Source organism: Undibacterium sp. RTI2.2, assembly GCF_035018705.1.
In the GTDB taxonomy this organism is placed as follows: domain Bacteria; phylum Pseudomonadota; class Gammaproteobacteria; order Burkholderiales; family Burkholderiaceae_D; genus Undibacterium.
Genome location: NZ_JASJXN010000005.1, coordinates 50,240 through 73,219 on the forward strand (window position 1 = coordinate 50,240; position 22,980 = coordinate 73,219).

21 protein-coding genes are annotated in these 22,980 nt (G+C 44.9%); 16 read left to right on the top strand and 5 right to left on the bottom strand.

Annotation, left to right across the window (positions count from 1 at the left end; genetic code table 11):
• The first annotated feature begins 82 nt into the window (after positions 1-82).
• Both QN395_RS04235 and QN395_RS04240 read left to right on the top strand, forming a co-directional pair.
• Positions 83-2,188 (top strand): catalase, encoded by a 2,106-nt coding sequence (locus QN395_RS04235; protein ID WP_322117958.1) that lies wholly within the window; start codon positions 83-85, stop codon positions 2,186-2,188.
• A gap of 101 nt (positions 2,189-2,289) precedes the next feature.
• The gene (locus QN395_RS04240) at positions 2,290-2,979 is read left to right on the top strand and encodes a type 1 glutamine amidotransferase domain-containing protein (protein ID WP_322117957.1); all 690 of its coding nucleotides are present in this window, start codon (positions 2,290-2,292) and stop codon (positions 2,977-2,979) included.
• Between the two features lie 390 nt (positions 2,980-3,369).
• On the opposite strand, the gene QN395_RS04245 is transcribed toward QN395_RS04240, so the two are convergent.
• Together QN395_RS04245 and QN395_RS04250 are read right to left on the bottom strand one after the other, a co-directional pair.
• Positions 3,370-3,774: a CHRD domain-containing protein gene (locus QN395_RS04245; protein WP_323491774.1), complete on the bottom strand. Its 405-nt coding sequence runs from the start codon at positions 3,772-3,774 to the stop codon at positions 3,370-3,372.
• Between the two features lie 32 nt (positions 3,775-3,806).
• Positions 3,807-4,223 carry a PRC-barrel domain-containing protein gene (locus tag QN395_RS04250; protein ID WP_322117955.1) on the bottom strand — a complete coding sequence of 139 codons (417 nt, stop codon included), beginning with the start codon at positions 4,221-4,223 and terminating at the stop codon, positions 3,807-3,809.
• 364 nt (positions 4,224-4,587) lie between these two features.
• Between QN395_RS04250 and QN395_RS04255 the strand changes: the two genes are divergently transcribed.
• From QN395_RS04255 to QN395_RS04270, 4 genes are all read left to right on the top strand, one after another.
• Positions 4,588-5,439, top strand: a complete 852-nt coding sequence (locus tag QN395_RS04255; protein WP_322117954.1) for a hypothetical protein — start codon at positions 4,588-4,590, stop codon at positions 5,437-5,439.
• A gap of 203 nt (positions 5,440-5,642) precedes the next feature.
• Positions 5,643-5,921 carry a hypothetical protein gene (locus QN395_RS04260; RefSeq protein ID WP_322117953.1) on the top strand — a complete coding sequence of 93 codons (279 nt, stop codon included), beginning with the start codon at positions 5,643-5,645 and terminating at the stop codon, positions 5,919-5,921.
• A 92-nt stretch (positions 5,922-6,013) separates the two neighbouring features.
• Positions 6,014-6,268 carry a heavy-metal-associated domain-containing protein gene (locus QN395_RS04265; RefSeq protein ID WP_322117952.1) on the top strand — a complete coding sequence of 85 codons (255 nt, stop codon included), beginning with the start codon at positions 6,014-6,016 and terminating at the stop codon, positions 6,266-6,268.
• Positions 6,269-6,887: 619 nt separating this feature from the next.
• Positions 6,888-9,044, top strand: coding sequence for an AsmA family protein (locus QN395_RS04270; protein WP_322117950.1), 2,157 nt, complete (start codon positions 6,888-6,890; stop codon positions 9,042-9,044).
• Between the two features lie 298 nt (positions 9,045-9,342).
• Here the strand turns inward: QN395_RS04270 and QN395_RS04275 are convergent, their stop codons facing one another.
• The 3 genes from QN395_RS04275 to QN395_RS04290 all read right to left on the bottom strand — a co-directional run bounded on the left by QN395_RS04275 (position 9,343) and on the right by QN395_RS04290 (position 13,884).
• Positions 9,343-10,176, bottom strand: coding sequence for a response regulator (locus tag QN395_RS04275; RefSeq protein ID WP_322117949.1), 834 nt, complete (start codon positions 10,174-10,176; stop codon positions 9,343-9,345).
• A 115-nt stretch (positions 10,177-10,291) separates the two neighbouring features.
• On the bottom strand, positions 10,292-13,006 hold the full coding sequence (locus QN395_RS04280; RefSeq protein ID WP_416352034.1) for a PAS domain S-box protein: 2,715 nt from the start codon (positions 13,004-13,006) through the stop codon (positions 10,292-10,294).
• A gap of 158 nt (positions 13,007-13,164) precedes the next feature.
• Complete coding sequence (locus QN395_RS04290; RefSeq protein WP_322117948.1) at positions 13,165-13,884, bottom strand: Crp/Fnr family transcriptional regulator; 720 nt, start codon at positions 13,882-13,884, stop codon at positions 13,165-13,167.
• 693 nt (positions 13,885-14,577) lie between these two features.
• Between QN395_RS04290 and QN395_RS04295 the strand changes: the two genes are divergently transcribed.
• The 10 genes from QN395_RS04295 to QN395_RS04340 all read left to right on the top strand — a co-directional run bounded on the left by QN395_RS04295 (position 14,578) and on the right by QN395_RS04340 (position 22,768).
• Positions 14,578-14,799: a hypothetical protein gene (locus QN395_RS04295; RefSeq protein WP_322117947.1), complete on the top strand. Its 222-nt coding sequence runs from the start codon at positions 14,578-14,580 to the stop codon at positions 14,797-14,799.
• A gap of 9 nt (positions 14,800-14,808) precedes the next feature.
• Entirely contained in the window at positions 14,809-17,577 is a 2,769-nt protein-coding gene (locus tag QN395_RS04300) for an EAL domain-containing protein (protein WP_322117946.1), read from the top strand.
• A gap of 559 nt (positions 17,578-18,136) precedes the next feature.
• Complete coding sequence (locus QN395_RS04305) at positions 18,137-18,448, top strand: BON domain-containing protein (protein ID WP_322117945.1); 312 nt, start codon at positions 18,137-18,139, stop codon at positions 18,446-18,448.
• 93 nt (positions 18,449-18,541) lie between these two features.
• On the top strand, positions 18,542-18,760 hold the full coding sequence (locus tag QN395_RS04310) for a glycine zipper 2TM domain-containing protein (protein WP_322117944.1): 219 nt from the start codon (positions 18,542-18,544) through the stop codon (positions 18,758-18,760).
• Between the two features lie 93 nt (positions 18,761-18,853).
• Positions 18,854-19,507: a glycine zipper 2TM domain-containing protein gene (locus tag QN395_RS04315; protein ID WP_322117943.1), complete on the top strand. Its 654-nt coding sequence runs from the start codon at positions 18,854-18,856 to the stop codon at positions 19,505-19,507.
• A 215-nt stretch (positions 19,508-19,722) separates the two neighbouring features.
• On the top strand, positions 19,723-19,869 hold the full coding sequence (locus tag QN395_RS04320; protein WP_154668220.1) for a lmo0937 family membrane protein: 147 nt from the start codon (positions 19,723-19,725) through the stop codon (positions 19,867-19,869).
• A gap of 118 nt (positions 19,870-19,987) precedes the next feature.
• Positions 19,988-20,203, top strand: coding sequence for a CsbD family protein (locus QN395_RS04325; protein WP_322117942.1), 216 nt, complete (start codon positions 19,988-19,990; stop codon positions 20,201-20,203).
• A gap of 78 nt (positions 20,204-20,281) precedes the next feature.
• Positions 20,282-20,830, top strand: a complete 549-nt coding sequence (locus QN395_RS04330; RefSeq protein ID WP_322117941.1) for a hypothetical protein — start codon at positions 20,282-20,284, stop codon at positions 20,828-20,830.
• A 150-nt stretch (positions 20,831-20,980) separates the two neighbouring features.
• Positions 20,981-21,292 (top strand): BON domain-containing protein, encoded by a 312-nt coding sequence (locus tag QN395_RS04335; protein ID WP_322117940.1) that lies wholly within the window; start codon positions 20,981-20,983, stop codon positions 21,290-21,292.
• A 243-nt stretch (positions 21,293-21,535) separates the two neighbouring features.
• Positions 21,536-22,768, top strand: coding sequence for an AI-2E family transporter (locus QN395_RS04340; RefSeq protein WP_322117939.1), 1,233 nt, complete (start codon positions 21,536-21,538; stop codon positions 22,766-22,768).
• Positions 22,769-22,980 lie beyond the last annotated feature (212 nt).

A 22,980-nucleotide genomic window follows, 5' to 3' on the forward strand; every position in this document is an offset into this window, starting at 1 on the left:
GAGACAATAAAATTAGGTTTCAGTGTTACCGATGCTTAGTTTTACTCTCATTCAAATCGAATCTTTTTGCAGATTGCCGACCATGACCAAAACTAAGATAACGCTGTCTACAGTAATAACCGATGTAAATAAAAAACTAAGCACTACCTCGATTGGTAACGGAGGTGAGTTACATCAGATTGCAGAAGAAAATCAAGCGCCATTAACGACAAATCAAGGTCTTGTCGTTGCAGATAATCAAAATTCTCTCAACGCTAACGTAAAAGGTCCGACGCTACTAGAAGACTTTATATTAAGAGAAAAAATTACTCATTTCGATCATGAACGGATACCAGAACGTATCGTGCATGCAAGGGGAACCGGAGCCCATGGATATTTTGAATTAACGCACTCTCTACAAAAATACACTACTGCAAAAATTCTTACTGAAGACAGTATAAAAACGCCTCTATTTGCGCGATTTTCGACAGTAGCAGGTGGTTCCGGCTCAGCAGATACTCCAAGAGATGTACGAGGATTTTCGGTCAAGTTTTATACATCCGAAGGTAATTGGGATTTGGTTGGAAATAATATTCCAGTATTCTTTATTCAAGATGCAATTAAATTCCCTGACTTAATCCATGCGGTAAAAATGGAGCCTGATCGGGGCTTCCCGCAAGCAGCCACAGCGCACGATACGTTTTGGGATTTCATTTCGCTGACACCAGAAGCAATGCACATGGTGATGTGGATTATGTCGGATCGCACATTACCGCGATCATTAAGCATGATGGAAGGTTTTGGTGTCCATTCTTTCCGTTTAATTAATCAAGACGGCAATTCGACGTTTGTAAAATTCCACTGGCGACCTAAGTTAGGGCTTCAATCTACGATCTGGGATGAGACTATTAAAATTGCTGGCGCTGACCCTGATTTCCATCGTCGTGATATGTTCAATTCCATCAACGCAGGTAATTTTCCAGAATGGGAATTATCGGTACAACTATTCAGCCAGGAAGAGGCCGATAAATTCCCCTTTGATCATCTTGATGCGACTAAGCTCATCCCTGAAGAGATGATCCCATTGCTGGTGATTGGACGAATGATACTCAACAAGTGGCCAGATAACTTCTTTGCAGAGACCGAGCAAGTAGCGTTTTGTCCATCACATGTTGTCCCGGGTATCGATTTCTCTAACGATCCTTTGTTGCAGGGACGTTTATTCTCTTATCTGGATACACAGCTATCAAGATTAGGCTCACCTAATTTCCATCAAATCCCGGTGAATGCGCCTAAATGTCCATTTGCAAATCATCAAAGAGATGGTCATATGCAAATGACGCAACCAACTGGCAGGGTATCTTACGAGCCCAATTCCTTATCGGCGACATCACCGCGTGAGCAACCAGCGACTGGATTTAAAAGTATGGCTGAACAGGTCGATGGAAGTAAAGGCAGGATTCGGCCAGAGAGCTTTGCGGATCATTACAGTCAGGCGCGTCAATTTTATATAAGCCAAAATAAATATGAACAATCGCATATTGCTTCGGCACTCGTTTTTGAACTATCAAAAGTTGAACATCCACACATCAGAGAAGCGATGGTGTGTCATCTAAGGCTTATTGATACAGATCTCGGAGATGGTATTGCCAGTGAGTTAGGAATAAAAAATTTGCAGCCGCTTACAGCTAGTCCAGTGCCTATTCAGAATTTTCCGAAATCTCCCGCATTAGGCTTAATCGATAAGATGAAAGACACATTAACAGGTCGTGTTGTCGGTATTCTTATCGCTGAAGGGTCAGATGCAGACACTTTTAGGAAAGCCAAAGATGCTGTCATTAAATCGGGTGCGACATATAAAGTGGTAGCGTCTAAAATTAGTGAAATATCTTTATCTGACGCTACTAAAGCGACAATAAATGGTCAATTGGCGGGTACCCCATCTGTCATGTTTGACGCGATTGTCGTGATTCTATCCAAACAGGCTGCGCAAAAAATGGCGGGGAATATGGCGGCAATCGAGTTTATCAAAGATGCCTATAGCCACTTAAAAGCGATTGCCTTTGATACTGGAAGTAAATCCTTGTTAGATATGGCAGGAATAAAAGAAGACTCTGGAATGATGTCTACCGATCAAATGAAAGAGTTTTTAGAAGCCGCAAAAACCAGACAATGGAGTCGTGAGAAATTAGTACGGCCAAGTAATTAGAGTGAGCCTCTGAAACAGGTTTAATTTTACTAAATCCTTGGTTTGTCTCGCCCTCATTGATCTCGTTACTTTTACTACTTACTTTAAAGAAAAGATTCAAAATGAAAAAAATATTGATGGTACTGACATCACATGACAAGTTGGGTAACACCGGCAAAAAAACTGGTTTTTGGTTAGAAGAATTTGTGGCTCCCTATTATGTTTTTATTGATGGCGGCGCAAAGGTGACGCTGGCGTCTCCATTAGGTGGACAACCGCCGCTCGATCCTAAAAGTGATGATGATGCTTCGCAAACTGAATTCACTCGCCGTTTTAAAACTGACCCAATTGCACAACAGGCGTTAGCTAGTACGCTACAGCTGTCAAATATTTCGGCAAATGATTTCGACGCTGTATTTTATCCTGGTGGACATGGACCACTGTGGGATTTGGCAGAGGACAAGTCTTCTATCCACTTGATTGAAACAATGTTTGCACAAGGCAAACCAGTAGCCGTTGTATGCCACGCACCCGGAGTACTAAGTCATGTCAAGACTGCGGAAGGTAAGCCGCTAGTGAGCGGAAAATCCGTCACTGGCTTTAGTAATACCGAAGAGCATGCCGCCGGGCTCACCGAGGTTGTACCTTTTCTGGTGGAAGATATGTTGAAGAAAAATGGGGGCATTTACTCGAAAGCAGACGACTGGCAATCGTACGTTCAAAAAGACGGATTATTAATTTCAGGACAAAATCCAGCCTCATCTGAAGAGGCTGCCAAAGTGTTGTTACTCACCGTAACGACGCCGGGTTAATTACTGGCGTATCCGTTCAAACCCTATTAACTGAAATTTCTGATGTTGAAAAAATCTGTCTTCGATCACAGAGTTTTGACCTGCGGTTAAACCGGTTGCTCTATCATGATTTTAGTTGCCTACCGATGCAATTTTCGATGCAGCGCTGATGTCGAGTGGTTGTACGTTATTTTTTAAAAAATAGATGGTAAGCCATGAGAGAAACCTTGCGGCAAAATAATTGAAAAAATACCCTCGGCACGCAACTAACGTCTTACTTACATCTCATAGAAAAACTCATCTATACCGCCACTACAAAGAAAAGTTTTTTCTTATAGCAATCAAGAAGATACAAATTTGTTTCCGCTACTTGTATCTTCTTGGGTAGTTCTCTGTTACTAAGATCATTTATTACGGTTTCAATTGCCCTCTGATCTCTCCGTCTTTATTTTCTGCAGTATGAACGTTGACGTAAAGATTACCTGCTTTATAACTTGCATACTGATCGTCGGTCAGAACTGATCCTGACGGTACAGACCAACTACCTTCGCCGGATTTTACTAAGTTAATAATCGGTGGACCTTTCTTTCCTTCGGCACCCAAATGTATGTGTGCCACTGTCCCGTTCAATCCTGTAGTGGTGACCATACCGCTGACAGACTTATCGTTATTAACGGTAATCATACCTGAGCCTTTTGCGGCTGTTTTAACTGCTGGCGTCTCTTCTGCACCGACCAAATTGACTTTGGTCTCAGCCGCATAAATGGTACCCCCTACGAACATGGTTGCAAAACCCGCTAAGATTACGGTAATCATTTTAGAGCGACTCTTCTTGGGGAATTGGTTTTTCATAATGAGTTCCTCGGAGTGTCATAGAAATTATTTACTACATCAACCCAAGTACTATCCGCCATGTCTGGCCATTGATCTGAATTAAATCCCGGAGCATTTTCAAAACGATCTTTTTTTACATTCAACAAAAACCGTTTATTCAGCGTATCTAATTTCAGCGCACTCCACGGAACTGCAAACAGTTTTTCACCAATGGTAAACAGGCCGCCATGCGCGAGAACTGCGTACGCAATTTTACCGGTCCGCATGTCCAGCATGATTTCTTTTATTTCACCTAAATGCTCGTCTTCAGGATTGTGTACATTGTCGCCGATCAATGTATTGGCACCCATTAGCTCGGGACCAGGTCCTTTGTGATGACCGGATTCACCGAGTGCATACATTCCATAAATATCGTTGTCTTGGTAACTCATCATAATTCTCCTTGAATGAGCTCATAGATTGATCTGTTTAAAAAAACCTGTCCGTTCGATAGCACACAAAAAAACAAATAGGCTCAATTCTCTAGCGCATTTCTTAAGAAAATGATTGGCTATTTTTATTCAAAAAATATCTATCAAGTGTGAGACAGCGTACATACAGACTGAGGAGTAATAAATATGCTTTAAACATTCTTAATTTTTATATTCCTTCTCTTTATATTTTCCCCGATTGCAATTGTGAGTTTTAAATGCATTGAAGTCGAATGCTATCGACGACACAGGTAACAGCTTTCAGTAATAAATCTAATCATAAAATAAATCGGCACAACATCCATAACCACTCTAAGGAGCAACTATGCTAGAACAACATAAAGCTAATTCGTCCTATACAGGAATTTCAGGCGTGTCTTGGAGTGCCGTATTGGCAGGGGCGGCGGCGGCGGCAGCGCTCTCATTAATACTGCTCATGTTAGGTGCTGGCTTAGGTCTGTCTAGCATATCCCCTTGGTCTTACAACGCATCAGTGATGGGTGCTTCAGCAATTGCATGGCTTACATTTATGCAGCTTGCGGCATCTGGTGTGGGAGGCTATTTGGCGGGTAGGCTGAGGATCAAATGGAGTAATTTGCACGATCACGAAGTGTATTTTAGAGATACCGCGCATGGTTTTCTTGCGTGGGCGGTTGCCTCATTAATGACGGTCGGCTTACTCGCAAGTGCCGCTCAGAATATTCTCAGTGGAGCATCAAATATTGGTGCCGGTGCGGTCACCGCAACAGCCAATGTGGCAAACAGGATCAAGAGCACGCCAGTGGATTATTTTTCAGATATGTTGTTACGTTCAGATGGTAGTTCTATTGATGTAAATTCTGGAGCGCGCATAGAAGTGTCAAAAATTCTGGCCGCAGATATTGTTAATGGCGCCCTGAGTGCTTCAGATCGCGATTACTTATCTAAGATAGTTGTGAAGCGCGCGGGGCTCAGTCAAATTGATGCTGAAAAACGTGTTGACTTAGTTTATGACCAATTGAGAAAATCCATGTCAGATGCCAAGAACGCGATAAAAGAAGCTGCCGATAAAGCGCGTAAATCTGCGGCCAACTCTGCTCTATGGATGTTTGTAGCGTTGTTGATCGGTGCGTTTGTTGCTAGCCTGGCGGCTACAATTGGCGGTCGTCAAAGAGATAAAGCTCATGTATCCGAGTAACTATTTGTCTTAGACAAAAAACATTTCTCAATTTTAAATAATCATCTAATTTTTGGAGGCTAATATGCGCTCAATTTTACTTTTACTACTTGGCATTCCTATCCCTATCGTCATTCTGATCGCTTTATTTGTTCATTAGATTGCTCAGTATATAAATCCCCGGCCTGGCGAATTTTTGAAACGAATCTGAATGAGGAAACAAGATGCCCAATATTTTAAATTTAAACTCTGATCATGTTCAGTACGATCCAAATAATTTATTGAACAAGTTGATTGACCAATTACATTTAAAAAATGATGCTGAACTATCAAAAATGCTAGAGGTAGCACCGCCTGTCATTAGCAAAATCCGGCATCATAAGTTATCTGTTGGTGCCTCGCTGATGATCAGCATGCATGAAATCAGCAATATCAGTATCAAAGATTTACGAGCGTTGATGGGGGATACGCGTGACACGTTTTTTTCCTCTGCAACGTTATAAATTAATCGCCCCTGCCTTTTCGTACCATACGTGACACGGGGTAAGACGATGTTTTAGTGGAATTGAAAGAACTTAAATAAAGAGGTATTGCCATGCAAATAGAGAATATAAAAATACGAGGAATGAGTTGTGAGGGCTGTGCCCAAAAAGTGCTACAAGCGCTGCAAGCCGTTCCTGGCGTTAACGATGTCACAGTCTCGCTTGTAGATAGTGATGCTAACGTACAGTATGACGAGGAGAAGAGTTCAGTAGATCAATTAAAAGCTGCTGTTCAAGACGCTGGCTATGATGTCGATCCCACCAATATTACCGCTGGCTTGACACTCAAAAATGGTTCTTCCAGCTAGATACAATTAAGGTCGCTGTTTGCTCCACAATCGGTGTTTTTCTTCAGTTACTCGGGCGGAAATTACTGCAGTGGCAGACTCGGTGATGAGTAGGCGCAAATGTGCTTTAACAGCAGCATTGTCTACTCGCTGCATGAGTAATTTCTGTCATGCTTACTATATCCATTCGAAAAATACCAAAACCGCCGTTTAACTGAACGGATCAGCAAAGTATTTCTAAAAATACGCGCAACCACTTGTTTAAAAGTTGAGATCACTATACAAAGATCTCGCTTATATGCACTTAAGTATGTGGCGAAATTTTTTATTCTAGGTGCGTCAACGTACATAACGGGACGCTGCTTTCACGTAGTCTGGCTGCATCGAACCAGATTTTGCAATAGATGGCATTACAAGTAATGCCACAAAAATATCCAATTGCAAACTTGCAGCTAGTGCTTATTATCGAAAGTCTTACAATATGATTACCGTCTTAAGTTTTTTCCCCGTCTTGTCGCTGATTGACAGTGTTACGGCATTAATCACACCTCGCCTGTTAACCACGGTCGTAAGTATCAATACGGTGACGATTAATTTAGTTCACTTCATGGGTATTACTAATTTTTTATAAAGAAGAAAAATGCGTCGTACAACTATTGCCCTCATCACTATCCTGATCGCCGTACCTGCAGTAGCGTTTATCGTGATTACGAATTTCGATTGGAACCGTGCTAAGCCTTGGTTGAACGAACGTACCAGCGAAGCCTTGGGCCGATCTTTTGTTATCAAAGGTGATCTGACACTGACGTGGGATAAACAAGCCGTAGGACCAGAGCTGGATCGCGGTTGGCGTGGGATTATCCCTTGGCCACATCTGATTGCAAAAGATGTGCATATCGCAAATCCGGCGACGATGATGACACCAGCGTCAGAACCAAAAAATCCTGCAACTTTGACGACCAAGACAACTTCAGCATCAACCTTGACCGTTGTCCCGGAAGAAATGGCAAGCATTCAGCAATTTGCTTTTTCGCTAGATCCTTTGGCCTTGCTGGGCAAAAAGATTGTCGTTCCTGTACTACGTTTTGATGGCACCGTCGTCAATTTATTACGCACTGCTGATGGTAAAAATAACTGGACTTTGCCCAGCGGTGCTCAAGCCTCGGCTTGGCAATTAGAATTAAAACGTGTGGTATTTAGTAAAGGCAGAGTGCATCTGATGGATGCAATCAAACACGCAGATATGACGGCCGATATAGATACAATCAATACCGACCCCGCCTATGGTGTGACTTGGAAATTACATGGCAAGTTTAATGGCGATACCGTTAGTGGCAGTGGTAAAGCTGGCGCCATTTTATCGCTGCAACAGCAGACTGCACCCTACCCTATCGTAGCAAATATAAACGTCGGCAAAATTATGGTGAATATTGAAGGCTCGATTACCAAACCGACCGATTTAGCCGCGCTGGATATGCGTTTAAAACTCTCCGCACCAAGTATGGCACGGCTGTATGCGCTCAGTGGCGTTGTGCTGCCAGAGACGCCACCGTTTTCTACCGAAGGCCATTTGATTGGTACGCTTGGTAAAAATAATAGCCATTGGATCTATGAAAAATTTAGCGGCAAAGTAGGCTCTAGCGACATTGGCGGTAGTCTTGATTTTAAAACCCGGCCTGCGCCTGACCGGCCTTTATTATCAGGTGTGATCGTATCGCAAGTACTGCAATTCTCCGACTTAGGGGCGTTGATAGGCGCGGACTCTAACGCGAATAAAACAGAGCGCGGTGCAGCGGCAGTGCAACCTGGCGATAAAGTGTTACCGGTTGAGACCTTTAAAACAGAGCGCTGGACCAGCATAGATGCGGACATTCAATTTAGTGCAGAAAAAATTATCCGTGAAAAAGCACTACCCATCAATAAACTCACCACCAACTTACATCTGAAGGACGGCGTACTTAATTTATCCCCTTTAACTTTTGATATGGCAGGTGGCACGCTCAGCTCCGATATCCATCTGGATGGCAGCGGCAAAACAGATGCCGCAGGAGATCAAATAGCAGCAAATCCAACGGAAGAAAAGCAGCCAACCGCAAAAGCATTAAAGGCAACGATGAAAGTCAGTGCCCGTCATTTAAAGCTTAAACAATTATTCCCGACACTAGATGCACTGCAAGCCAGCGTGGGTGAAATCAACGGCGATGCATCTTTGTCAGCAACCGGCAACTCCATCGCCAGTTTGCTAGCAGCATCCAATGGTGAGGTTAAAACCCTGATCAATCAGGGCAGTATCAGCAAACGTTTGTTAGAGCAGATGGGGTTAAATATCGGCAATGTCGCGCTAACTTATCTGTCAGGGGACAAGCAAGTCAAACTTAATTGCATGGCAACCGATTTTGCCGTGACTAATGGCGTGATGCAAACCCGTACTTTTATTGTTGATACCGATGATGCCGTTTTAGATGTCAGTGGCAATGTCAATATGGCGCAAGAACAATTAGATTTGACGATCAAGCCGAATAGCAAAGGGCTGCGGGTTTTTTCACTCAGAGCGCCGCTGTATGTTCAGGGTAGTTTTAAAGATCCCAAAGTCAGCGTAGACAAAGGTGTGCTGGCCTTAAGAGCCGGTGGCGCGATTGCGCTGGCGGTGGCCGCACCCGTTGCTGCCTTGCTTCCTCTGATTAATACAGGCCCTGAAGCCGATAGCGGCTGCGCCAAATTACTGGCAGAGGCCAGAGTCACGCCGGTGGCACCAGCGCCGGGTAAAACTTATCGTGCTAAGGCTGCTGCTAAGTGAGGGTTGCGTAATTGCTAGCTAATGCGCTGGCTGTTTCGGCAGTGTTCGCCTAGTGTTTTCTTAGGCAGCTTAACGCCCCTACTTTGACCAAATACTAGCTTAGTTTGCTTGGTGCGCATGGCGCACCCTACGATATGCAAAAAACATATACTCCCCATTATTTTTAGTAAATATGCCTTAGTGTCCAATGATTACTTGGACACTCTATATATACTAATAGAGGTATATTACGCATCTGCGATTTATTAACGGCAAAAAATCACCCGAAAACAGCGAATAAGCAGATAAAAAGCGGGTGCTATTTCTGCTCAGGTCGCATGCGGTGTGTGACATCCATGCCTATTCCACGGTAGCCGGTAAACCTTGCGGAAGTGTCGAACATAGGCTCACCACTGACTTGCAGATATTGGATCGTTCCGTCGGCATTGGTGCGGCTATAGACAAAATCTAAAAAAGGCCGGCGGCTGGCGATATTGGAATCTAGCTGCGCTCGTTCGGCGGCATTCCAGCCTGCCAAGGCTTTGGGGCTCGCCCCTAACATATCGTCAGCATCAATCCCTAACATTTCAAACACGGGGCCAGAGATGCTAGTGAAGTTGCCTTGCGGGTCTTGCTCCCAATACCAATCGGACGACAGTTCGGTAAAACTCTTGAAGCGGGCTTCGCTCTCGCGTAATTCTGCGGTGCGTTCCAGCACGGTTTGCTCTAGGACCTTGTTGTAGTTATCCAGTCTTTTGTAAAGCAAACGTACTTCCAGCATATTGTGAATACGAGTTTGTACTTCTACCAAGTCAAACGGTTTGCTGACAAAATCCTTGGCACCGGCTTGCAGTGCACGTAGCTTGTGACCTGGCTGTGCGGTGATGACCAGCACGGGTAAATAACCGCTGGTGTCGATTTTTTTTAACTCTTCCATCACTTCAAAACCGTCCATCTCGGGCATTTGCAAATCCAGCAAGATCAAATCAAATTTGCTCGCTGCATGTTGATCGCATACCGTGCGCGGGTCCATAGTGGACGTGACATTGGTATAGCCGCGGCTGCTCAGCATTTGCTCCAGCAGCATGACATTGGCTTTTTGGTCATCGACGATGAGGATACTGGCGTTGAGGATCTCGGCTGCTTCTAACATGAGTTTCTTCCAAAAATTCGATTATTTTCTATTGCTCTTTATTGCAATGATCACTTACCCGTCATCTAATATAAACCTAAGACAAATATCAGTAACGTCATGAAGGCCAAAAATCTTACAAATCGCGCTCTTTACCACCAAGTCCATGCTCGGACGCGTAACGCAATGCGACATCCAGCGCATCCATAAATTCATTCACTTTAATCGGCTTGGTCAGATAGCGGAAAAAGCCTGCCTTGAGTCCGTTTTCTATATCACGTGGAATTGCATTGGCAGACAAGGCCATCACCGGGATATGCGCTGTCGTGGCATCATCATGCAAAATCTTTAGGGCACCATAACCACTTAAACCTGGCAAATTAATATCCATCAAAATCACATCGGGCTGGTAAGTGCGCGCCAGCTGAATCCCGAGATGTGCATCTACCGCAGTCAATAATTTAAGGTCGCTACGGCGTTCAATCAATTGCTTGATCAATGCCATGTTGGCAGGATTATCCTCAACATATAACAAAGTACGTTGATAGGCTGAGGTATTGATCCCATTCGACGTTTTTACTACAGCGCCGTGCTCTGTACTTATGTCTTCGCCCATTTCTCCGAATATTAACTTAGGTGCGCTAGACGCGGACAATTCAAACCAGAAGGTACATCCAACATCGACGGTACTTTCTACACCTATCGTACCGCCCATCAACTCGACTAATTGCTTGGTGACGACCAGACCAATACCAGTACCTTCTTCGCCGCCAGATTCTTTTCCAAGGCGATTAAACGGCTGGAATAATTGCGTCAACTGATCTGGCTCTAAACCTTTGCCGGTATCACGCACACTGACCCGTATTCGGTTTTCGCCATTCATTTGGCATTGGATAATCACTGCGCCGTTATCCCGATTATATTTAATCGCATTCGACAATAAATTGACTAAAACCTGTTTGACCCGCGTACGGTCTGCATGTACATAAAACAGATTCTCTACACTTGGGAATGTCATTTGTATGCCGCGCTTTTGCACTTGCGGCTCCATCATCATGCGACAATCTTGCAATACATCGGTGAGCGACATGGACTCATGCGACATGGTGATTTTGCCAGACTCAATCATGGCCAGATCGAGAATCTCATTAATCAAACGCAGCAGATACCAACCGGCCTGCAATATCTGGTCTATGGATAATTTTTGTGCCGGTGTCGGTGATGGTGTTTCTGACTCCATCAATTGTGCAAAACCTAGTACTGCGTTGAGCGGCGTACGCAGTTCATGACTCATGCTGGATAAAAATTCTGACTTTGCTAAGTTGGCTTTTTCAGCTGCCGCCTTGGCGCTTTCTAACTCCACATTATTCTCTTGCAGGGTATGCTCAAATTGCTTGCGTTCGGTGACATCACGAGCCGCAGCAAATACACCTTGCAAATTACGGTCACGGTCATGGAAGGTGGTTGCGTTATAGGATACTACGGTCTCTTTGCCGTCTTTGGCATGCGCGGTCAGCTCGTAATTGGTGACTTTGCCTTCTTTTAATGCACGAGTAATAGCTGCCTCGGCACGATCTGGGTCTGTAAAATAATTTTTGAACGGAACGCCAATCAATTCATCGCGGGTACAACCGGTTAATGCTTCCATCTGCTGATTAACGTCACTGATGATGCCTTTAAGATCGGTCGCCATTAGCGCATCAACATTTGATTCAATCAATGAGCGGGTATAAAACTGTTGGTCGCGTAGTCGCTGATCGAGCAAGGCTTGCTCTGCCTCGACTTTTTTACGGGCGGTATTATCAGTCCCAATCAAGAGGTAACCGATGACTTTATTTTGTTCATCGCGTAAAGCACTTACCGAAACAATCGCAGGAAAACGGCTGCCGTCATTGCGGATATAAGTTAGCTCATAAATATCCTCTATGCCGCGAGAAGCTTTAAAAACTAAGGCATCAAATCCAGGCGAGATCGGTGTCTCTAATGCGGCACTTAAGGCAGCAGCGCGGGCGATCACTTCGCCCTCATCCGAGATACTGGATGGTGTGATTTTATTTACTACATCAATCGCTTTATAGCCGAGCATGTGCTCTGCCCCGACATTAAAAATCTGGATTACACCTTGTGCGTCAGTCGCAATGACGGAGAAGTTAGCGCTATTGAAAATCGCATTTTGCAGTGCCTCAGCTTTGAGCACAGGTTGTCGGCCGTCGTCTATAGCTTGCTGAAGTTCTGAGCGTCCGCGCATTGCCAATCGGACGCGCAAGGCTAAAAATACCAAGATAGCGAGTAATAAGACGGTACTGACTACAATGATTTTTAAACGCATTAACTCGCTACTTTTACGCTCGGCTAACAGGCGTTGTTCTTCTTGAGTCGCTTCGTCAGTAAATTGACGTATTTGGATGGCCGTATCGCGGCCATCATTTAATAGAGGGCGTGCTCCCTCAAAACCTTGCGTGTCGAAAACGGCCTGGCTATCTACAAACATATGGGCACGTTTGTCTAATACGATTTGGAGCTTACGGATACGTTCTTGCTGCGCTGGGTTATCTCTGGTCAATTCAGATATTTGCCGGAAAACGATTCTTAGTTCTTCCAACGCTGAATCACGTTCATCAAGAAAATGTTTTTCTTTAGTCAGAAAATAGGCCCATTGCCCATTCTCTGCCCTATCAATCTGAGAGCCTAGGGCATCCAGTTTGGCAATTACCTCGCGGGTATGCTCTACCGAGGTAAAAGATGCTGCAGGTACGGCAATATTCCAGGCCATGCCGCCCACTAGTAACAGCACGACGAGTGTCATACCAAAACCAACTAACATCAATCTTTCAATCGATGATTTCTTCATTACGAGCATAAATTCTGACCTTGATACTTTTTGTAGAGCACAAACCAGAGCGCTAACCTCGGCTCAAACAAGGTAACGGCGAAGCCGTCAAAAAAATAATAAAACGGAGATAAAGTAGAAATAAGGCAGTAGAGATTTAAAAGCGAATCAAAAACTAATCAACGTTGACGCACGTCCGATAACAAGCGGGCAAATTCTTTTTTTACTACGCCATAGCATTCACAAACTTTGTCTTCAAGACCGTTTCTATTGACGACGGTGATGTGCCCGCGGCGGTAACTAATATAGTGCTCTTGCTGTAACTTGCCTGCCGCTTCGGTAATACCTTCACGTCGTACACCTAAGGTGTTGGCAATCAGTTCTTGCGTAATCGTCAGCTCGTTAGACGGTACGCGATCCAGAGTCAGCAACAGCCAGCGACAGAGTTGTTGCTCTACCGAGTGATGCCGGTTACAGACCGACGTTTGTGACATTTGGGTCAGCAAAGCCTGGGTATAGCGCAACAGCAAACGCAGCACTGGCCCGGCACGATTAAACTCAGCCATCAAGATGTCGGCCTTAAGGCGATAAGCATGACCACCCGTTTGCACTATCGCACGACTAGGCGTGCTATTACCACCCATAAAAAGAGAAACTCCAATAACGCCCTCGTTACCAACACCTGCGATCTCCGAAGAACCGCCGTCTTCTAGCAAATAGTGCAAAGAAATAATAGAGGTCGTTGGAAAATACACATGCGCCAGCTTGCCACCGGACTCATACAGCACATCGCCGAGTAACATGGGTACTAGTTCTAAATGAGGGGACAGTCGGTCATATTCCGCATCGAGTAAAGCGGCTAATAAATGATTCTGACTCGGGTGATGTGCACTGGCCATAGAAGATTTTCTGTTTCCAGTCATGAGAGTGAGGGGACGTCGCGCAGGAAAATTTTTGACAACGGAAGGTAACACAATTACGTGAGGTCTTTGACTATATTCTACCTTGCACAATACCGTCTGTGCGCTACCGAACATAAAAGTGAAAACGCATAGCTAAGTAGTTTACCCTATATGCGGGCGTGATTCCACTTGATTACAAAACCTAAGTGCTTGATATCAAATGCATATACTCATGATAAGTATATTTATATCGTCCATATAATGATTGGACAATAAGGTATTTTTTAAAAAAAAGAAGGGGAGTATATTCAATAACTGCATACAGTTGAGACTGGAATAAGCGATAAATAGAAAAGTATCGCTATCTATTTTGCCTTAAATAACGGCTCTTTCGTATGTTAAAAGACGTGCTTTGAGAATGTCACCATTAAAAATGATTTTTAGTTAACAAGCTTAAACTTAAGTTAGTTAAGCTAAAACTTCCATTCGTATGTTCGCGATCGCACATACACGACGAGCCGATCTCATTAAAGTCTTCTTTGATTGATAGCTGCGTCCAATGAAGGTCGTGGCCAAGTCTGCCCTCATGTCAATACGTTGTTTTATCGGCTTGCTCTATAGCATTGCCATAGCATGTACTCATTAAAAGCCGCGCAGTCTTGCGTTAAAAGATATTGCTGAAAGACCATCGTGGATAAACTATTTCGCCGTATTCGCTTCTCGGTCTCGGTCTCGGCCCTGATTACTTTAGTGATCGGTCTGAGTCTGACGGCCTTATTGTTTGCATCGATACGACGGGTGGAATCTGAGCGACAGAGCAACCAGTTCGAGCAGAATGCCAAATTATGCTCGGTGGCGGTATCAGAGGGTCTGCATGATGCAGCTGAGCAATTGATGGTGCTAAATCAATGATTCCGTAGCGTGGGTGTGGTAAGTCGCGAGCAATTTAGAAGCTTCACCGCGCCGCTGCTACAACGCTATCCGCAAATTCAGGCACTGAGTTTTCAGCGTCTTGTCATGCAAAGCGATCGCCAGATCTACGAAGCAAGGATGCGTCAGCGCCTGCCCAATTTTAAGCTGACCGAAGTGGTCGATGATGAGCAAAAACCTGCTGGCCTGCGTGATAGTTACAACGTCATTGAGTACATAGAACCGAGCGCGACCAACGAGCAGCTGCTGGGCGTTGATACCGCCATTACGGCGGATCAGACACAGGCCAGACTGCGTTCACGCTCCACGGGTCTGGCAACCGCGACCAGCCTGATACCGGTCATACAGCATAAAACCTGGCACACAGGTTTTATGCTGATGGTGCCGGTGTATTTGCAAGGTGCGCCGCTAGATACCGCCGCATCACGCAATCGCGCGGTGATTGGAGAAACCGCAGCAATCTTGCGGGTAGATCATTTGATCGACAGCATACTCGGCAGCCGAGGTTTTTTAGCCATGCCGGGCTTGGCGATCAGCATTTATGCAGGGCCGGGGAATGATCCACAATATCTGGCATTCCAGCACGATGCTGCCTCTGATCTATTACCTAATAACCCGACCGCTGTGGCTGATAGCGCTGGCGCTGGAAGTATAGATGGAACTACAGCGGGAACTAAAGCTAGAGCACAGCCAAACACCGACAATAATTTCTCTTTGCTACCACGCTGGCTATTTTATGATCGCGCTGTCACGCTCAACGATAATTTCACATTAGGCGGTAATCCCTGGCACATTGAGATTGCAAAAACACCCGTGCTGTTTACGGCCAATAATAATGGCTCTTTATATGTGCTGTTAGGTGGCATCTTATTTAGTCTGTTAGCAGCCGCGTATGTTTATTCATTAGTCTCACGCAAGGCCATCATAGAACGGGTGGCGGGTGAGCGTACCGCAGCCTTACAATTTGCCAACCTACGTTTATGCGAAGATTTGGCACTGCGCAAACGCACAGAAAAATCTTTACGCTTGCGGGAAAAGGTGATTGAAGTATCGTCCAATGCCATCATCATTTGCAGTGCCGACGCACCACATTACGCGATTGAATATGTTAATCCGGCTTTTGAGAATATCAGTGGCTATACCGCAGCTGATGTCGTCGGCCGCAGCCTGGAATCTTTGCAAGGCAGCGGTCAGGATCAGCAAAATATAGAAGAGATACGTACTGCCCTGCGTGAGCAGCGCGAGGGGCATGCACTGCTGCGTAATCACCGCAAAGATGGTAGTGGTTATTGGAGCGACCTTTTTATCGCACCAGTAAAAGATGATAGCGGCATCATCAGCCATTTTGTCGTCGCGCAATATGACATCTCGGCGGTAATGCGGTTTGAGGCCGAGCTGGAGTTCCAGGCCAAACATGACAGCCTGACTGGCCTTGCCAACCGCAATCTCCTGCGCGAACGCCTGACCCAGGCGATTAGCAACGCCAACCGGAATAAAAATAGCACCGGGGACGGCAATAGCAACGCCAATAACAATTCTATCTGGGTCGTGTTTGTTGATATTGACCGTTTTAATTTTGTGAATGACACCCTTGGCCATGAGGCCGGCGATGAACTATTAAAAACTTTGGCTGGACGCTTACAATCTGCAGTGCGCGAGGCCGATACGGTAGCGCGACTTGGCGGCGATGAGTTTGTCCTGGTGCTGCCAGAGCAAACTGACGATGGTAATACTAATACCAATGGCCTCGCTGTATTACAGCAGATCATGGATGCCATCGCTCAACCGTTGATGCTAAGTGACTATGAATTTTTCTTAACTTGTAGCATCGGCATAGCGACCTATCCTTTGGATGGCGTAACGGCAGAAGGTCTGATCAAACACGCCGATATCGCCATGTACCGCGCCAAAGAAATGGGCCGTAATAGCTTCCAGTTTTATACGCCGGCAATGAACGAGCGCACGCTGGACCGGCTAAGTATCGAAGCCGATTTACGTCACGCATTAGAGCGCAATGAGTTGGTGATCCACTACCAACCACAGATCAATTTAAGCAATGGACGCATCGTCGGGATGGAGGCACTACTGCGCTGGAATCATCCGGTACACGGTATGATTGCACCAGCACGCTTTATCGGTTTGGCAGAAGAGATGGGCTTAATCATACCGATTGGTGCTTGGGTTATCCGCACGGCATGTCTGCATACCAAAGCGTGGCACAACGCTGGCTTTGCGCATTTGCGAGTGGCGGTCAATTTATCTGCCCGTCAGTTCACACAAAAAATGCTGGTGCAATCAATCTCCGATATTTTGGATGCGACTGGATTAGATGCCTCATCCTTAGAGCTAGAACTGACAGAGAGTATGGTGATGAGCGATGTTGAAAGCGCGATTGCGATTTTGCGCAATCTGAAGAGCTTAGGCATCCATATCTCTATCGACGATTTTGGTACCGGCTACTCTAGCCTGTCGTATTTACGACGCTTTCCGATTGATGTACTAAAAATTGATCAGTCCTTCGTTAATGATATTACGGTGGATGCCGATGACGCTGCCATCGTTGCATCAATCATCTCACTTGCCCATAGCCTGCGTTTAAAAGTAATTGCAGAGGGGGTCGAAACTACCGAACAATTAGACTACTTGCGGGCACATGGATGCGACCAGGTGCAAGGCTATTTATTCAGCCGCGCCGTTGCCGCCGATGCGTTTGAAAAACTGCTGGAATCCGAGCGAAGTTTGTTGCAGACGACTGAGTAAATGATGGATTATTGATGGATTATGCTGGCCTGCGTGGCCGATGATCTAAGTAGATGCCTAGCCTAATTATTAGCTGATTACGCGTAGCAGACTGAAGTACGATCGACCACATTTTTTAAGAGTAACTAAATATACTCCCAATGGGTATATTTAAGTTGTCCATATAATCCTTGGACGATAGACTAATTTCTATAAATTTAATGGGGAGTATATTTATATCAACTGACGTTCAGTTTAAATACTGAGTCGGTTTTCAGTTCATTTTTTGTCAGCGTAACAGCTAGCTTGTCGTCTAGTTTCCACATCAAATCTCGCTGAATGCAGGCATACAGTCAGTACCTTGCTAGCGCCCGCCGCCCTCCAGAAAATACGATACCCAAAAGTATTCGTAACAGCACTTTAAAAGCTAAATAAAAAAATTAAATACTACGTGCGCTAACGTACAGAAGTAAATCGAGCCAAGCCTCAATCTAGCCTCATCGCATAGCTACTTGCTGTAGCAGCGTTAAAGAAATTACGCAGATTACGCAAACCAAACAAACTACATCAAGGAATAAAAATGAAAAACTTCAAAATTGTATCTAGCCTGATCGCCGCACTCATGCTCACGACTATCGTCGGCTGTGCCGCCACACCAAAACAAGAGAGCACTGGTCAGTATGTCGATGATTCCGTCATCACCACATCAGTCAAAGCAGCAATCCTGAACGAGCCTACATTGAAGGTCAGCGAAATTAATGTAGAGACGTTTAAAGGCGCAGTCCAGTTAAGTGGTTTTGTCCGCTCGCAAGAGAATATTGATACTGCAATCAAAGTGGCACGTGGCGTCAATGGCGTGACTGCAGTTAAAAACGATATGCGTTTGAAATAATCAGGATATCGGTGACGCTATCGTAACGGCTGTAAAGACTGTAACGACTCGTCACCATCCACTTTTTTAATTTCTTTTCAAAGAGGTTTAATCATGAATACGATCAAAAAATTAAGCGGCTACGCTGCAACTATCACTCTGATGTTCGGCTTGACAGCGTGTGCTGGTATGTCTAACCAGGATAAAAATACCGCCGTCGGCGCAGGTGCTGGTGCTGTGGTTGGCGCGGTACTGACTGGTGGTAGCGCGGTCGGCACGGTCGGTGGCGCAGCAGTTGGCGGTGTGATCGGCAACCAGGTCAAACCTAAATAATCTGCCATCAATCTGGCTCGCCTAGCTACCAAACTAGCTTAGCGAGCCAAATAAAAAATAACTCACAACAAAATATTCAAGGAAGAATTCATCATGACTACCCCTACCAATGGTTTCCCCAAATCCAGACTACACCCGATGATTATCATCGCAGGTCTTGCTGTAACTTTATTCTGTGCTGCTGGTATTGCTGCCATCATGGGATGGATTCCAACCTCGATCGGTAGCAATAATAACGGCGCATTAACGCAAGCTGATCAAGCGGCGACGCAAGCTAACGGCAATACGACAAATCCAAATAATTTAAATAATCCAAACACGACGCCGCGTGCAACTACACCTGCGCCTGTACATCACAAACAAACTTATGCTGCGGCTAATGATGACTATCGGCCGTCCAACAAACTCCCTTGCTACAACTGCGGGATCGTGGAATCAATACGCGAGATCAACACCCGTGCACAAGGTAGTGGCGTCGGCGCAATTGGTGGTGCGGTAGTCGGTGGCTTGTTAGGCAATCAGGTGGGCGGCGGCCATGGCAAAGAAGCTGCCACAGTGTTAGGCGCAATTGGCGGCGCAGTCGCTGGTAATCAAATCGAAGGTCGGGTCAATGCCAGCAATAGCTACGATATTTCTATCCGCATGGAAGATGGATCAAGCCGCACCGTACATCAAACCAATCCACCGCAATGGCGCTCTGGTGACCGGGTAAAGATTGTTGATGGCAATTTACAGTCTAACGGTTAATGTTTATCCAAATTTATCTAAAACAATACGAATTTAATTAACTATTTACATGTTGTGTACGCCAGCGAACAGAACCTGATGCAAGCAGCTTGCATACTTAGTCCCACGATGTTGAATGTTGTAAGCGCTGATTTTCTTAATTTGATGTACTGAAAAAATAGCGGATTACAACTAGTTTCATCGACACCATTGAATAAAATTCTTGAGGAGAAATCATGCTTTATACCATCGCTGTTGTTCTAATTATCTTGTGGCTACTTGGCTTGGTCACTTCTTACACCATTGGTGGCTTCATCCATATTTTATTAGTGGTGGCCGTCATCATGATCTTGCTGCGCCTGATTAGCGGACGAGGGATTTAGCTAACGTCGAATTTTGGACAAAGGCAAAATCGCAGCAAAAGTAACGCAAATAAATTTATGTGATGCCAGCAACTAATGTCGTTGTCATCACTCACTTCAAAACTATGTAGAGAAAATAATGAACTGGGATGTAATCGAAGGAAACTGGCTGCAATACAAAGGTCAAGTAAAAGCGCAATGGGGCAAATTGACAAATGATCATATTGACGTCATCGCAGGCAAACGTGACCAGTTGCTGGGCCAGATTCAGGAAGCATATGGCATAGACAAGGACGAGGCTGATAAGCAAGTGAAGGCTTTTCAGAAATTTCTTAAAGAAATTCGTACTTCTTAGCCAGACATTTAGTCGAAAGTAGCAAACCGCATGCGGCATTTTTCCGTAAGCGATTTTAATAATATCAAGGAGCACTACATGAAAAAAGCACTCTCAATTATCCTAATCAGCGCAGCTACTCTGGGTTTTACCAACATGGCCGTTGCAGCGACGGCAGAGGCCAAAGCAAGCTTTAAAGCAGCAAAAGAAACCGCAGATACCGATTACAAAGTATCACGTGAAAAATGCAATGCACTGGCTGGAAATCCAAAAGATGTTTGCGTAGCAGAAGCTGAATCCGCACGCAAACACGTTAAAGCAGATGCAGAAGCAAAATACAAAAATACTGTCAGTGCCCGCACCGACGCGCGCAACGCAATGGCAAATGCAGATTATGACGTTGCAAAAACAAAGTGCGATAGCAAAACCGGCAATGAGAAAGATGTCTGTGTAAAAGAAGCGAAGGCCGTTATGGTTGCAGCCAAAGCAGATGCCAAAGCAGACAAAAAAGTAGTTGAGGCACGTGTTGATGCAAGAGATGACAAAGTAGAAGCCAACTACAAAGTCGCTCTGGAAAAATGTGACGCTTTAGCAGGCCCATCAAAAGATAGTTGTGTCGCTGGTGCTAAATCACAGTTTGGTAAATAAGTTTCGTACTTAAAGTTCAACACTTAAAGTTTATTACTTGAAATTTAGGTTTTAAGTTTGACCGGTAGTTTAGCTCTATTGCAGTAAAAATCTTGATTGTCGAAGTTCGATCACCAAGCTAATTCTAATCACTTTTGAAGGATCATTATCATGAATATATCTAAACGTTTTGCAACAGCTTTGCTTTCTTTCGCTCTTATCGCTGTAGCTGGTTGCGCATCCACACAAAAATCTGAAGGTACAGGCGAGTACGTTGATGACACCGTTATCACAACCAAAGTAAAAGCGGCAATCTTGAACGAACCAATGTTGAAATCCCGTGAGATCAATGTTGAATCATTCAAAGGTATTGTTCAGTTGAGCGGCTTCGTATCATCACAGGCTGACATCAACAAAGCCGTAGAAGTTACCAGTGGTGTTAAAGGTGTGAAATCGGTTAAAAACGATATGCACGTCAAATAATATTGCGTGATATATAGTGTGTTTCGACCTAGATGCGAGCTGATTAAAAATCAACTCGCATCTAATATGCAAGCGGGTACTGTTAAGACAATACTGATTTATACAGCCAGATCAATGGTCATATAAATCAATATCAAGTCAAATGCATTGCCCGCTTTGCATTGAGAGTACGAATGATTCACCATGCTGATAGTCGATGGAGAATTGCTGCTAGTTAGCCGTTTAACGTCAATAGGGTAAAAAATGAGTGCCCCTCAACATAAAGATGTCGACGCTGACAGTATGCCGAATATCCATGCACCAGATGATCGCCCGCCGACCATACAAATCAGCGATAGTGATTTGTTGTCCATCAATAGATCCTCTGCACCACCTACCATCCACATTCCAGTCAATGCCCGCGGTTTGGCGCTGACTATATTAGCCACCGTTGCTTTTGTTTTTGCATTACAAACAGCGCAGCGATTTTTTATCCCGCTGGTCTTTGGCATCATCATTTCTTACACACTGAATCCGGTTGTGGTCTGGCTGGAACGCATTAAAATTCCACGTGTTTTTGGTACCAGCCTTGTGCTAATCACTATTCTGTGTGGCGCAGGAGTAGTTGGTAATTCTCTGCGTACCGAATTTAATTCTATCCTGGTCAGTTTGCCCGACGCAGCGCGGCAAATATCGCAAGCGATCACCAAAACACAAGACAATCAGCCAAGCACGATGCAACAAATGCAGGCAATCGCAAACGAGATTGAGAAGGCCGCAAATCAATCCAGTAGCGTGCGCCCAAGTTCGCGGCAAACACCTACCACCGTGATCGTTGCGACTCCCCCGTTCAAAATACAGGACTGGCTGTTAGCAGGATCAGTGAGTGCGGCTAGTGTCGTTGGTCAAATCACTGTCTTGATTTTTCTGATCTTTTTCCTCCTCTTGTCCGGCAATAGCTTCAAGCGAAAACTCGTCAAAATCACCGGACCATCGCTGTCATCCAAAAAAGTGACTGTGCATATTCTTGATGACATTAATAAGTCAATCCAGAACTATATGTTTATGCTATTAGTCACTAATCTGCTTTTAGCCTTATTGCTGTGGGTAGTTTTTCGCTGGTTAGGATTAGAAAATGCCGGTGCTTGGGCAGTCGCTGCGGGCTGCTTGCATATCATTCCGTATTTTGGTCCGGTCATCATCACATTGGCGCTAGGAGCAACATCCTTTATGCAGTTTGGATCTTTGTCGCAAACCTTGTTAGTGACCGGAGCGACGCTAGTGGTGACGGTCTTGGTCGGTACTTTCATTACTACCTGGATGACCGGCAGAATCGCCAAAATGAATGTGGCGGCGCTCTTCATCGGCTTACTATTTTGGGGCTGGCTATGGGGAATCTGGGGCTTGTTACTAGGCGTGCCGATTATCGTGATGGTACGCGTCGTGTCTGAGCATATCGACGGGATGCAGTCGGTGGCTGAATTGCTGAGTGAATAGAAAATAGCGAGAAAAGCTGATGCAGTAAAAGTGATTTTTTCGCTAGGCTTTAATAACAGGACTTACGCAAAATTGTGCCAGCAAAGCGTAGCGACTAGGACAGCACTTCACTACGGCTAATCGCTGCAAAGCAGTTGGGGGTTTTGCGTAAGTATTAAAGAGTTTTACATATACTAGGATAGTGTATGTATATTCAATGCAAAATCGTCCAC